The following is a 13,374-nucleotide window of genomic DNA, read 5'->3' as shown; positions in this document are numbered from 1 at the left end:
TTATCATCTGTAATTGTATGCCTCATTTGCACACTGTTATGATAGCACTTTTCAAATAATGTGTCTTTATTTTTTGTGCAAAAGGTATCAAAAAAGCGCTATCATTTTAAAATTAGCTATTTTTTCTAATTATTATCTAATTTTTAGATTATTATTACTTGCTTTTCAACTGTTGCAAGACAACGTTTTCTTGCCCCAGCACCGTAATAAGAACATCTTTCACTTTCTGAGAATCTTTTAACCATTGCTGCCGCGCAATAATTCTTTTCCTATCAGTTGCCGGATAAAACAAAATAACTGGAATATTCCCCCTATATTGATTAAAAATTTGATTTAATTTCTGGTGAATCAAATTCGTATCTAAAGGCTCAGGAATTCTTAGGACCCATCGTTTATTCGGTTGGCGGCGCTGAACATCTTTTATATCTAAAATTTGATTAGCAATTATTTGTAGTCCGCGTCCCTCGCGTTGTTCTGTTTTTCCGTGAATAACTAATATTTTATTTTGTGATAATTGGTCCTTGAATTGCTGATACTGTTTGGGAAAGACAGTAATATCAATTGAGCCGGTTTCATCAGTGGCGTTAACAAAAGCCATTTCACGGTGTTCGCGTTTCGTATATATAGTTTTAATATTATTTGTCAACACTATAAGAGTTACTTCAGTATTCGGGGACAAATTGCTAATTTTAGCAGCTCCCAATTGTTGACCCAGTTGATAATATTGGGTAACGGGATGACCAGATAGGTAAACGCCCAAGTATTCATTCTCTTTAGTCAAGCGTGTCAACAGTGAAAATTCATTACGTCGCGTAATCGCTGTTTGTAACGCAGGATCATCACTAAAGTCAGCAAAACCAGCAAACAATTCAATCCCCGAGATTAATTTAGGAAGCGCATCAATCATTTCAGCGCGATTATAGCCAAGATTATCAAAGGCCCCGCTATAAATTAACGGTTCAATCAATTCTTGCTTTCGCCATTGTTTAGGTAAGCGGACAATAAAATTGTGCAAATCAGTGAAATCACCATTTTCTTGTCGTTCTCTTATAATTGAAGCAATGAAGTCGCGCCTTACCCCCTTAATTGATGCAAGGCCAAAATAAACCACGTCATCATAAAGTAAAAAGCCGCTCCGACTTATATTAATCCGTGGACTGCTGATTTGAACGCCAAATTTCTTTGCATCGCTTACATGACGCTTTAATTTTTCAATATTAGTTTCAGCATTCATTAAAGCCGTAAAGAAAGCAGCAGGGTAATGAACCTTTAAATAAGCCATCTCAAAGGCCATCATTGAGTAGGCAACCGCATGGGAACGGTTGAACCCATAATTAGCAAAACGATCAATATATTCGAAAACCTGCTGAGCCACCCGTGATGGATAGCCTCTTTCTTCTGCACCAGCAATGAACTTAGTCTGCATCTCATCCATCGTTGCTTTTTTCTTTTTACTCATCGCTCTTCTTAGTAAATCGGCTTCCCCTAATGAAAAACCTGCCATTGCAGAAGCTAGCTGCATTACCTGTTCTTGGTAGACTAAGATTCCATATGTCGGACCTAATATTTTTTCAAGTGACGAAGCCGGAAAACTAATCTTCTCTCTCCCCATTTTTCGAGCAGTAAAGTGGGAAATATTCTCCATTGGGCCAGGACGATAAAGAGCATTCACCGCTACAATGTCCTCAAAATTTGTTGGGTGTAAACTAACTAATACGTTTCTAATCCCATTAGATTCAAATTGGAAAATGCCTCCTGTATCACCACGTTGGAACAATTTAAGGGTTAATGAATCATTAAAGTTAATTTGTTGAAGACTAAATGATGGGTCCTTTTTCCTGATCATTTGCATAGTATTGTCCATAATTGATAGGTTCTTTAATCCTAAAAAGTCCATTTTTAGTAGCCCGAGAGCTTCCACAGTATCTTTAGGAAACTGGGTCATTAATAAGCCGTCGCTACCTTCTTGAAGCGGTACTATCTCATGCAACGGCTGTTCTGAAAGTACAATTCCCGCTGCGTGAATCGAGTAATGGCGCGGTAATCCTTCTAGCTGTTGTGCAACTTTAACTAACAAGCGCATCTTAGGACTGTCATCTAATAAGTTTTTTAAACGTTGGGATTCTTTTATAGCTGTCGCCAATGTCATATGAGTACCATGTGGTAAGGCATCAATCAATCTTTGCATATCATAACGAGGAAGTCCAAACACACGGCTTACGTCACGTACAACCTGCTTTGCCGCAAGCGTTCCAAAGGTAATAATCTGTGCTACTCGTCCATGTCCGTATTTTTGGTGAACATATTTTAATACTTCATCACGCCGATTATCTGGAAGATCCAAATCAATATCTGGCATCTGTGCTCGTTCCGGATTAAGGAAACGTTCAAATAATAAATCATACTGCAAAGGATCAACTTCAGTAATCGCAAGAGCGTAAGCCACCAAAGAACCAGCTGCAGAACCCCTCCCAGGGTCAGTAGTAATTTTATGTTCATGGGCAAAATTCATTACATCCCACACAATTAAAAAGTAATCATCAAACCCCATCTCATGAATTACTCTCAATTCCATCGCTAATCGTTCTTGATATTGACGAATTGTTTTTCCTTGCGCTACTCGTCGTCGCCTTAGCCCCGCAATACATAAAGAACGTAAATATTGCTGGGAGGATATGCCGTCAGGAGTTTTAAAATGTGGTAAAACTGGGGATTTAAATTGCAATTCAACATTACACTGATCAGCAACTTCGCCCGTTTTTTGCGCCGCATTAACAATATCTTTCTCCTGGTATGCTTGAATTATTTTTTCCTGTGACTGTAGGTAATCTTCTCCTACCCTCTCAGCATCTATAGCCGGATCTTTGAGTTCTGCACCAGCACCGATTGCTTGCAAGACATGACTAGCAAAAAGGTCATTAGCATTTAAATATTCAACTGGCGAAGTCCCTACCAAGGGCAATGATAATTTCTTTGATAATTGTTGCAGTGTGGAAAGCTGAACATTATCCAGTTGTGGATTTATTCCCAGCAATAGACTATTTTCATCTGCTAGCTTAGATAATTCCGTCAAAATTGAGGTTGGCTGTGTAATAACACTAAAAACGGTACTTTGCACGGGAACAATAATAAATAAATCCCCTACCAATGGCTGAATTTGATTGATTGTTAAGACTGATTTTTTATTTTTTCTCGTTTGATAAAGCGTTGATAGGTCCATTAAATGCTGATATCCTTGTTGGTTTTTTGCTAAGAAGATTAGACTTAGCTTGGTCCCATCAATATCATTTAATGCGACAACCATCCGAAGACCAATAATTGGTTTTATACCAGCTTTTTTAGCTTCATTATAAAATTCTACCGCACCGTATAAGACGTTCTCATCTGTTAATGCTAATGCCTTATAGCCTCGCTCCTTGGCTGCCGCAACTAACTCTGTAATTCGTGTCGGACTTTTTAATAAACTATAACTACTCTTAACATCTAAGGGCGTAAAATCCACTTTGTTTCACCTCTCAATAAAATTATATCAAATCAGTTTATAAATAGAGAAATTAAGGTGGCCCTTTCAAAAACAATAATAAGTATGCTAGAATATGGTATGACTTCAAAGGGGATGACCAACATGAACTTTTTATCAAAGAATATTGTTGCCGGTATTTGGGCGCTTATTCTGGGAGAGGTTCTAGCTTACATCACAGGTCAACTAGAATCTATGACACCAAATTATACCCTTGTCGGCTGGTGTTCCGTAATCATGGGATTGATTGTTATTAATTGCGTTGATAAAATTACTGCCGATGCAAATCCCAGTGAAAAAAATAACTAAATAAAAAGGATTGAGTTTTTTATAGACTCGATCCTTTTTATTTATCTTTAAGCTATTAGTTTTCTTTAGCGGTCAGCCGGACAATCTCAAGAAGGGTATCTAACGCTTTTTCCATGGTCTGTAAGGAAACGTATTCATACCGCGAATGCATGTTTTCACCACCAGCAAAAAGGTTTGGTGTCGGTAATCCCTTATATGAAATCGTTGAACCGTCTGTTCCTCCACGAACTGGGTAAATATCAGGTTTAATGTCTAAGTTTTCCATCGCACGTTTTGCAATCTCAACAACTTCCATATGATCCTTTAGCGCATCTTTTAAATTATAGTACTGGTCATACAAGTTCATTGTTACGCGGTCAGCACCAAGTTCGTCATTCAGACCAGCGACAATCCGCTCTAATAGATGCTTTCGTTCAACAAAAGTCTCTTTATCATGATCACGAATCAAGTACGTCATAGATGCATGATCAACAGTCCCATTAAACTTGTATAGGTGATAGAACCCTTGTCGTCCATCAGTCCGTTCCGCCCGATCATGAGCCGGTAAACTATTCTGCAAATCAATGGCAACCTGGATAGCATTGATCATGGTACCCTTAGCAACCCCTGTATGAACATCTTTTCCTTGAATCTCTATTTCAGCTTGAGCGGCATTAAATGTTTCATATTCAAGTTCGCCAAGCGGTCCACCATCGACAGTATAAGCAAAATCGGCGCCAAAATCAGTAACGTCGAAATGATCAGCACCAGTACCAATTTCTTCATCAGGTCCTAAACCAATTTTTATCGTTCCATGTTTGATTTCAGGATGCGCCATTAAATAAGCAGCCATTGTAATTATTTCAGCAACTCCTGATTTATCATCTGCTCCAAGTAAGGTTGAGCCATCAGTAGTAATTAAGGTATTTCCTTGATACTTCTTTAATGACGGAAATTCAGCAGTTGTTAGGGTATACTGACCCTCTTCATCAAGTTTAATATCTGATACTCCATCATAATTCTCCACAATTTGCGGGTTAACATTATGAGCATTAAAATCAGCAGTATCCACGTGCGCAATAAAACCAACTGTTGGAACCTTCTTATCGATATTACTAGGAATGGTTGCTACCAAATATGAACTCTGTGGATTGATATGAACATCGCTTAACCCTAAAGCAACTAACTCATCCTTTAATTCGTTTAAGAATGCCGTCTCTTTGGGGTCAGAAGGAATCGTTTCTGAATCAGGGTTTGACCTGGTTTCAGTTTTAACATACTTTAAGAACCGAGGTAATAACCCTTCATATTTTTCCTCACTCATAACTAGCATCTCCTTATATTATTCATTTACAACAAATGTAAACGGTTCAGTATTAACTTTACTCTCTATTACGTCAAACTGCCAGTTATTTTGGTCACGCCATTGCGATATTAGGGCAGCTAGCTGATGGGCAGCAATTACTTCAATGTGATGTCCAGGATCAACTACCGTTAAATGGTTAGCAATCATATCATGGGCAAAATGATAACTAACGTCCCCTGTTACATAAGCATCAGCATTCATAGCAAGTGCTTGTTGATAGAAATCCTGCCCTGAGCCGCCAAGAATAGCCACTCGTTTAATTTGCTTATCCTGATCAAGCGGATTAGCTATTAATCGCAATCCCTTTACCTGAAACATGTCCATGCAGTACTGAGCAAATTCACGCGGCGTCATCCCCTTCGTTAATTCGCCAACACGCCCCATTCCAACTTCCTCACCACTAATAGGATCATTGCCAGCTGGCACTAACGGCGATAATTTTTCCAAATGCAGTTGAGCGGCTAACCAATCATTCATTCCGCCATTAGCAGTATCTAAGTTAGTATGAGCAGCATAGACGGTAATATTATTTGCTAGCAAGTTAGCATACATTTTATTTTGAGGATTACGTGTATCCAAATCTTTTGCTGGGTGAAACATAATTGGATGATGCGCAAAAATAAAATCAACTTTCCGGCTAATCGCTTCGTCAACTACTTCAGGCCGAACATCTAGTGTTGTCATCAAACGGGTAATGGGCAGGTCAGGATTACCTACCTGTAGTCCCACATGATCCCATTTTTCTGCTAGCTGTGGATTCGCATATTTTTCAAAACGCTCAATTAATTGATTACCGGTCGTCATCTGCAATCGCTTCCTTCACTTCTAATAAAACCTGGTTCAACTCATTAATTTTTTGAACTGGCGGTTGTTGTGCCTGTTGCATCTGTTTAATAACATGTGTTTCCCGCTGAATATATTCTTGCCATTTTTTCTTGAAAACCGGGCCCTTATTTTCTAAAAGGAATGGGCCAAAATCAAGTTCATACTGGCTATACCGAAATGGAACAATTGATGGTTCAGCAACAATTATTTCATAGATATGATTATCTTCTTCAATTATTCTTTCTGTCATTATTTGATAACGGTTATCCATTAACCATTTCCGTAATTGACTTTCTCCCACATTAGGCTGGAGAACTAGCCTTTTAATCCCTTTTAGCTTATCCTTACCTTTTTCTAAAATTGAAGCAATTAAACTCCCGCCCATTCCGGCGATTGTTATCGTATCAATATTATCAGCAGTTCTAATGGCTGCTAGGCCATCAGCTAAACGAGGGACAATTTTATTTTCAAGTTGGTGGGCCTTTATCTCATGAACAGCATTTTCATAAGGTCCCTTCACAACTTCACCAGCAATTGCAAAGTTAATTTTACCGTCTAATACCAATGCAGCTGGCAAGTATGCATGATCTGAACCAATATCAGCAACTCGTGCGCCCGCTGGTACAAGTGAAGCCACACAAGCTAGCCTTGCTGATAAGTGCTTTTCATCCACAAAAATCATTCCTTTATCTATTTAATATGTCAATTATAACAAAAATAGAAAGTGCGGTAGATATCGCTTTGGATTTCTATCGTCACTTTCTATTTTCTTAAGATAGGCTATTTAGGAATTCACCAATCCGTTTGATGGCTTCTTTTAGGTTTTCATCAGAGGAAGCATAGGAAAGACGAACATAGCCATCGCCACCCTTACCAAATGCGCTACCTGGAGTTACACCAACTTTTGCCTCTTTAGCAAGACGCTTTGCAAATGTAACATCATCTTTACCAAACTGAGCAGGAATTTTAGCAAAAAGATAGAATGCCCCTTCCGGCGTTAACATTTCAAAGCCAAGTTCTTTAAGACCCTTGACTAACAAATCACGCCGATGTTGATAAATCTTGCGAAATTCAACCGGATCATTTAGCCCATTTGTCAAAGCCTCAGCAGCAGCCACTTGAACATTGTTTGTTACCGTGGTGACTAAGAATGCATGCATCTTTGAGATATTAGCCATGATCTTAGCAGGTGCCGCAACATATCCCAACCGGTAGCCGGTCATTGCATGCGACTTTGATAATCCAGAGATAAAGATTGTCCGTTCTGGAATCAACGTTGCAATAGAGTAATGTTCTACCCCGTATACTAACTCACTGTAAATTTCATCAGCAATTGCATATAAGTGATGCTTTTTAATCACTTCTGCCAACCCTTCTAATACTTCCTTAGGATATTCACGTCCAGTCGGATTGCTTGGATAGTTAAGGATGACAGCTTTTACTCCCTTACCTTCTTCTTCGATAACTTTTTCAAGCCGTTCTGGAGTTAAAACAAAATTATCTGCTGAAGTATCAACCTGAACCACAGTTGCGCCGGTCATTGCGATCAACGGAAAATACAATGAAAAGACCGGCGTTGGAACGATAACTTTATCACCAGTATTAAGAAGTGAGAATAGGGCTGCATCTAAGGCTTCCGTCGCCCCGACAGTAGCAATGATCTCACTCTCCGGATCATAGTATACATCCCGAGTCTTTTGAATGTAGTTACTAATTGCTTCAAGTAATTCAGGTTTCCCCATTTGCGGAGCATAGTGCGAGTCGTCTTCTTCAATACTTTTAATAGCCGCTTGCTTAACATGTTCTGGAGTAGCCATATCAGGTTCTCCTAATGTTAATTTAATAATTCCTGGGATTTTCGATACTTCTTTATTGAATTCACGAATTCCCGATGGCTTTAACGCGTCTAATTTATGACTAACAGTTCCATATAAATCAGCAGATAATTCTGGCATTGTTCGATCTCTCCTCAATTTAATTTAATAAAATATTTCAAAAACGCTTTATAAAAATTTTACCCGAACAATGCTGCTATTTCAATAGAAAAATAAGTTTTTTCTCATTTACATTAAATAAAATTAAAAATCAGCTTAAGATAATTAAATAATTATATCTCAAACTGATTTTTAGTGTAATTTCGATTATTTTACGTATATATAATAATGAAGCACTTTATTCCAAGAAATCCTTCAATTGTTTTGAACGTGATGGGTGACGTAGTTTTCGTAATGCTTTTGCTTCAATTTGCCGAATTCGTTCACGGGTAACGCCAAATACTTTCCCCACTTCTTCAAGTGTCCGCGTCCGCCCATCATCTAAACCAAAACGAAGCCGCAAAACATTTTCTTCACGATCAGTTAATGTATCCAACACATTTTCAAGTTGCTTCTTCATCATTTCGTAAGCAGCATGATCTGCTGGACTAGTTGCATCTTGATCTTCAATAAAGTCTCCCAAGTGCGAATCATCTTCTTCACCAATCGGCGTTTCTAGTGAAACCGGTTCTTGGGCAATCTTAAGAATATTCCGTACCTTTTCAGTTGGCATATCCATTTCTGCACCAATTTCTTCTGGTAAAGGTTCACGACCAAGATCCTGTAGTAGCTGACGTTGGATTCGAATCAACTTATTAATCGTCTCAACCATATGAACCGGTATACGGATCGTCCGTGCTTGGTCAGCGATTGCTCGGGTAATTGCTTGACGAATCCACCAAGTAGCATAAGTAGAAAACTTAAATCCACGCCGATAATCAAACTTTTCAACGGCCTTCATTAGTCCCATATTACCTTCTTGAATCAAATCAAGGAATTGCATCCCCCGACCAACATAACGTTTAGCAATTGAAACAACAAGACGCAGGTTGGCTTCTGCTAGTTCCTGTTTGGCAACCTCATCACCCTTTTCAATCCGTAATGCAAGTTGGACTTCTTCATCAGCAGTTAGCAGATTTACACGACCAATTTCCTTTAAGTACATCCGAACAGGATCATTAATTTTAACACCAGTAGGAGCTGATGTATCCTTCATTGCTGATTGAGATAATTTTTCCGTTGCTTTCAATGCGCGCGGATCTGGATCACCATTTTCGTCAACAACACTGATTCCAGCATCTTCAATATTTTGAAGTAAGTTATCAATTCCCTCAGCATTCAATTCAAACGGCTTAGCAATCTTGGTTGTTAATTCATCATATTCAATTTCTTTTTGTTTCTTATAATTACGAATTAACTTACCAACTGCTGTGTCATATTCTTGTTGGTCGAAGTCGGCACTGTTAGAAATAACAACATCTTTTTTCTTACTCTTTGCCATATTAGTTAGTCTCCTCCGTTTTTAAGCGTTGTTGCTGCTTTAATAATTTTACCAGTTCAATCGTTAATTGCGTAGCTAATTCTGTATTATGCAAGGAATTAGCCTCTTTTAATTGAGCTTGCTTATCTGCAATTTGAGCAGCTAATGGCGTCTGTTCTGTAATTATATTAATACAATCATCTATTGCCCGCATGTCAACTTGTTGGTCTACATTTAAATGTTCGATCTGCCCAAGTGTTCCCTGTAAATCACTTTTATCTAAATAATCAAGGAAATCAGCAGTAGAATACGCTCCATTTTCAGAAAAATAGCTTGCGGCTAACAAATATAATGTCTGATACTTTTCATGGGCAAAATGAAAATCGTTATCCGCAGTAACATGCATCCAAACTTCACGGTCGTAAAGCATATATCTTAATAAAAGCTGCTCAGCTAGTTCAGTGCGACTTAACTTAAGCTCATCCCGTACAGGTTGTCGATATTCTTGCGACTGTGTCCGTATCTGTCGCGTGACCTGTTGACGATGATTAAAACCAAGCTCTTGTCGAAGCTGGTTAATCTGAGTTCGTAAAGTCTGCCGGTCTAAGTTGAACTCACTTGCTAACTGTTGCAGGTACATATCTTCTTCTAGGGGTGCATCAACTTTGGCAATTACTTTCAACGCCTGGTTTAAGTAACTCATCAATTCATTTTGATTATCTAGGTTTTTCCCGTTCTTCAAGAAACGCAAATAAAATTCTACTGTTGTTTCTTCTTTATTGGCGAGATACGCACTAAATTGTTTAGCACCATACTTTTGAACATATTCATCAGGATCAATCCCTGCTGGCAATTGCACAACTTTAACTTGTAATTGGTTAGACCGATGATCATCTACAAGACTGATAGCACGATCAATCGCATTTTGACCTGGCTCATCTCCGTCATAACAAATATCTAACTGAGAAGTCGCACGTCCAATAATGGCTACCTGTTCTTCAGTAAAGCTTGTCCCCATCGAAGCAATTCCATTTGTGATTCCAGCCCCAAAAGCAGAAATTACATCCATAAATCCTTCAAATAAATATAATTTTCCATCTTTTCGCGCACTTTTCCGTGCAATATCAAAATTAAATAACGTTCGGCGCTTATTAAAAATAGGCGTTTCCGGACTATTTAAATACTTGGGCAAATCCGTTTTTTCATTAGTTAACAATCGTCCCGAAAAAGCAATAACCTGCCCCTGACCATTTTTTATCGGATACATAACTCTTTCAACAAAACGATCACGTAATTTACCTTGTTGATCTTCACTAAAAAGACCGCTTTTTCTTAAAAGCTGATAATCAATCTTTTGCTGCTCAAAAAACGGCTTTAAGATTCGCTGATCAGGTGCATATCCTAACCCAAATTGATCAATGAGCTCGTCACTCATTCCTCGTTTTCTTAAATAATTAAGTGCTGATTGTCCAGCAGGAGTATTAATCAAAATATGATGATAAAGTTTGGCAGCCTTATCGTGGAGGTTAAGAAGCTGTTGCGTCTCATTATTTAATGGTTTTGGAGAAGCATTGACATATTGTTCAGGAATCTTGATGTTACTATCGTTTGCTATTTCTTTAACTGCATCAACAAAGTCAATATGTTTCAGTTCCATTAGAAATTGAAATACATTTCCGCTCCGATGACAACCAAAGCAATAGAAAAACTGCTTTTCTTCATTCACAGAAAAAGATGGTGTCTTTTCATCATGGAATGGACATAATCCAATCAAATTTTTCCCAGCTTGGTGTAATTGGACATAGCGACCAATTACGTCACCAATATCCACTGAATTCCGTACCTCATCAATTACATTACGCGGTATCTTTGCCATTGATTCACCCCACTTAGTAAGCGAACAGCAACGAAAGGTCGCAACCCAACGGAATGCGACCTCCAACTATATCCCTATTTCACTAGTATATATGATAACACAAGTTTTCGACAAAACAATCAAAACGACTTATTTCACAATTAAATTGTCTAAATTACCAATTAAAGCAGTTTGGTTAGCCAAAATGCTTAACTGTGCTAAACGGTTATTGCGAATGTCCTCGTTTTTATCCATAATCATATTTTCATCAAAGTATTCACTGATTACCGGCGCCAATGTCCGCAATGCGGTAAATGCTTCACTTACCGTCTGCTGTCCTTCTTCAAGTAATTCTGAAACAGCAGTGTACATCTTATTTTCAGATGGATTCTCAAATAAATCAGGGTTTACAGAAAGCTCACTAACTGGACGCTTATCTTTCTTAGCAATTCGCAATACACGAGTAAGTGCTTCAATATCTTCTTTAAAGCTTTCATCGTCTTTATGCTCATCAATAGTTTGCACTACATCAAGGATATTAGCAATATCATCCTGACGTGTATCAGTAGCAGCATCAATAACATCATGACGGATTTTTTGACCATGGAAAAGTTGTTTAATCCGATCTAAGAAGAAAGTACGAACCTCCGCACTATTTCTATTTAGATCAAAGTTGGTTTCAATGCTAGCAGCTTCAAAGGCTGGAATAATCTCTGATTGAATATTTAAGAGCGGAAGGTGCCAGCCACGGTCCGCAATAATCCGAACAATTCCAAAAGCTTGGCGCCGTAAAGCATATGGATCATTAGAACCGCTTGGAATCATATCAACAGCAAAGAAGCTCATAATACTATCAAGTTTATCAGCAATTGCTAAAATTGCCCCAATCTTAGTCTGTGGTAATTCGCCTTCAGCAGAAATTGGCATGTAGTGTTCCCGAATGGCAGTAGCAACATCATCTTTTTCGCCAAATAATTTTGCATAGATTTCACCCATGATTCCTTGTAATTCAGCGAATTCACCAACCATCTGCGTTGTAAGGTCAAACTTGTAAATATGAGCTGCTCGACTAAGGTCAGCTAATTCCGTATCTGTTAAGTTTAATTGCTTACCAAGAACATTAGCAATTACTGCTACTCGTTGCATCTTATCGTACATTGAACTGATTTTATCATGGAAACTTACTTTCTTTAGTCGTTCAACATACTCATCAATCGTTAACTTCTGATCCTCTTGATAGAAGAATTGCGCATCTTCCAATCGTGGAACAAGCACCCGTTCATTACCTTTGATAACATTATCAAGGTAATCGGTATTTCCATTTCGAACAGAGATAAAGTGTGACAATAATTTGCCATCGTGGTCACGAACACAGAAGAACCGTTGATTATCTTTCATTGAAGTAATCAAAACAGCATCAGGTAGCGCTAAGTACTTTTTATCAAATGATCCCGCAAAGGCAGTTGGCCATTCAACTAAGTTATTTACTTCTTCTAATAAGTCTTCATCCCAATCGACTTGCCAATTGTTTTCATTAACAATCTTTTCGATTTGGTTCTTAATTAGTTTCTTCCGCTTTGCCTGGTCTGCAATAACAAAATCATCATTTAGTAATTCTTCATAGTCATCTGCTTTTGCAATTTCTACCGGGTGGCCTAAGAAACGGTGACCCTGTGTTTCTCGACCAGCTTCAACATCAAGAATCTTAAATGGAACGACTTCTTGATTCAATAAGGATACCAGCCACCGAATTGGACGAATAAATTGTAAATTATTATAGCCCCATTTCATAAGTGTTGGGAAAGTCATTGAAGTAATTACTGTTGGCAACCCCTGGAGAACTTCAGCGACGTTTTTACCAGCAATATGCTTCTCTACAAAAACATATTCAACGCCTTTTACGTTTTTGAATTCAATATCTTCAACAGTAGCGCCTTGACCACGGGTAAAACCAATCGCAGCCTTTGTCCAATTACCATCTGCATCTTGAGCAATTTTTTTAGCAGGCCCCTTAACTGACTCATCAACATCTGGCTGCTTATCACTTAATCCATGAATCAACAATGCCATTCGCCGTGGCGTTGCAAACTCCTGAATATCATCAAAAGTAATTCGTTGTTCCTTAAGGTAATTTGCTACTCGTTGATGTAACTGCTTGATGCTAGGAGTTACAACATGGGCGGGCATTTCTTCAACACCGACTTCTAGTAAATATGTGTTTGCCAT

9 protein-coding genes are annotated in these 13,374 nt (G+C 38.4%); 1 reads left to right on the top strand and 8 read right to left on the bottom strand.

Translation table 11 applies throughout. From position 1 onward, the window contains the following. Positions 1-154: 154 nt before the first annotated feature. Positions 155-3,502: a DNA polymerase III subunit alpha gene (gene dnaE, locus H5S41_RS01965; RefSeq protein WP_182601971.1), complete on the bottom strand. Its 3,348-nt coding sequence runs from the start codon at positions 3,500-3,502 to the stop codon at positions 155-157. A gap of 84 nt (positions 3,503-3,586) precedes the next feature. Between dnaE and H5S41_RS01960 the strand changes: the two genes are divergently transcribed. Further along, positions 3,587-3,829 (top strand): YjzD family protein, encoded by a 243-nt coding sequence (locus H5S41_RS01960; RefSeq protein ID WP_182602145.1) that lies wholly within the window; start codon positions 3,587-3,589, stop codon positions 3,827-3,829. Between the two features lie 55 nt (positions 3,830-3,884). Here the strand turns inward: H5S41_RS01960 and pepT are convergent, their stop codons facing one another. The 7 genes from pepT to glyS form a co-directional block, all read right to left on the bottom strand. After that, on the bottom strand, positions 3,885-5,132 hold the full coding sequence (pepT, locus tag H5S41_RS01955) for a peptidase T (RefSeq protein WP_182601969.1): 1,248 nt from the start codon (positions 5,130-5,132) through the stop codon (positions 3,885-3,887). 18 nt (positions 5,133-5,150) lie between these two features. Continuing rightward, positions 5,151-5,978 (bottom strand): Nif3-like dinuclear metal center hexameric protein, encoded by an 828-nt coding sequence (locus H5S41_RS01950; protein ID WP_182601967.1) that lies wholly within the window; start codon positions 5,976-5,978, stop codon positions 5,151-5,153. Then, positions 5,965-6,672, bottom strand: a complete 708-nt coding sequence (locus H5S41_RS01945) for a tRNA (adenine(22)-N(1))-methyltransferase (RefSeq protein ID WP_310740889.1) — start codon at positions 6,670-6,672, stop codon at positions 5,965-5,967. The genes H5S41_RS01950 and H5S41_RS01945 overlap by 14 nt, the downstream gene beginning before the upstream one ends. A 97-nt stretch (positions 6,673-6,769) precedes the next feature. Continuing rightward, the gene (locus tag H5S41_RS01940; RefSeq protein ID WP_182601955.1) at positions 6,770-7,954 is read right to left on the bottom strand and encodes an aminotransferase class I/II-fold pyridoxal phosphate-dependent enzyme; all 1,185 of its coding nucleotides are present in this window, start codon (positions 7,952-7,954) and stop codon (positions 6,770-6,772) included. 217 nt (positions 7,955-8,171) lie between these two features. Further along, complete coding sequence (gene rpoD, locus H5S41_RS01935; RefSeq protein ID WP_153709729.1) at positions 8,172-9,314, bottom strand: RNA polymerase sigma factor RpoD; 1,143 nt, start codon at positions 9,312-9,314, stop codon at positions 8,172-8,174. Between the two features lies 1 nt (position 9,315). Further along, positions 9,316-11,169, bottom strand: coding sequence for a DNA primase (gene dnaG / locus H5S41_RS01930; protein ID WP_182601954.1), 1,854 nt, complete (start codon positions 11,167-11,169; stop codon positions 9,316-9,318). A gap of 129 nt (positions 11,170-11,298) precedes the next feature. Continuing rightward, on the bottom strand, positions 11,299-13,374 hold the full coding sequence (gene glyS, locus H5S41_RS01925) for a glycine--tRNA ligase subunit beta (RefSeq protein WP_182601952.1): 2,076 nt from the start codon (positions 13,372-13,374) through the stop codon (positions 11,299-11,301).

This window comes from Limosilactobacillus albertensis, from assembly GCF_014145555.1.
Lineage (GTDB): Bacteria > Bacillota > Bacilli > Lactobacillales > Lactobacillaceae > Limosilactobacillus > Limosilactobacillus albertensis.
This window is presented reverse-complemented; position numbering and strand designations above follow the sequence as displayed.

What these genes read in the sequence shown, in the direction of transcription:
- H5S41_RS01940 (WP_182601955.1), bottom strand. Translation starts at nt 7,954, where the DNA reads ATGCCAGAATTATCTGCTGATTTATATGGAACTGTTAGTCATAAATTA.
- H5S41_RS01960 (WP_182602145.1), top strand. Translation starts at nt 3,587, where the DNA reads ATGCTAGAATATGGTATGACTTCAAAGGGGATGACCAACATGAACTTT.
- H5S41_RS01950 (WP_182601967.1), bottom strand. Translation starts at nt 5,978, where the DNA reads ATGACGACCGGTAATCAATTAATTGAGCGTTTTGAAAAATATGCGAAT.
- rpoD (WP_153709729.1), bottom strand. Translation starts at nt 9,314, where the DNA reads ATGGCAAAGAGTAAGAAAAAAGATGTTGTTATTTCTAACAGTGCCGAC.
- pepT (WP_182601969.1), bottom strand. Translation starts at nt 5,132, where the DNA reads ATGAGTGAGGAAAAATATGAAGGGTTATTACCTCGGTTCTTAAAGTAT.
- glyS (WP_182601952.1), bottom strand. Translation starts at nt 13,374, where the DNA reads ATGGCAAACACATATTTACTAGAAGTCGGTGTTGAAGAAATGCCCGCC.
- dnaG (WP_182601954.1), bottom strand. Translation starts at nt 11,169, where the DNA reads ATGGCAAAGATACCGCGTAATGTAATTGATGAGGTACGGAATTCAGTG.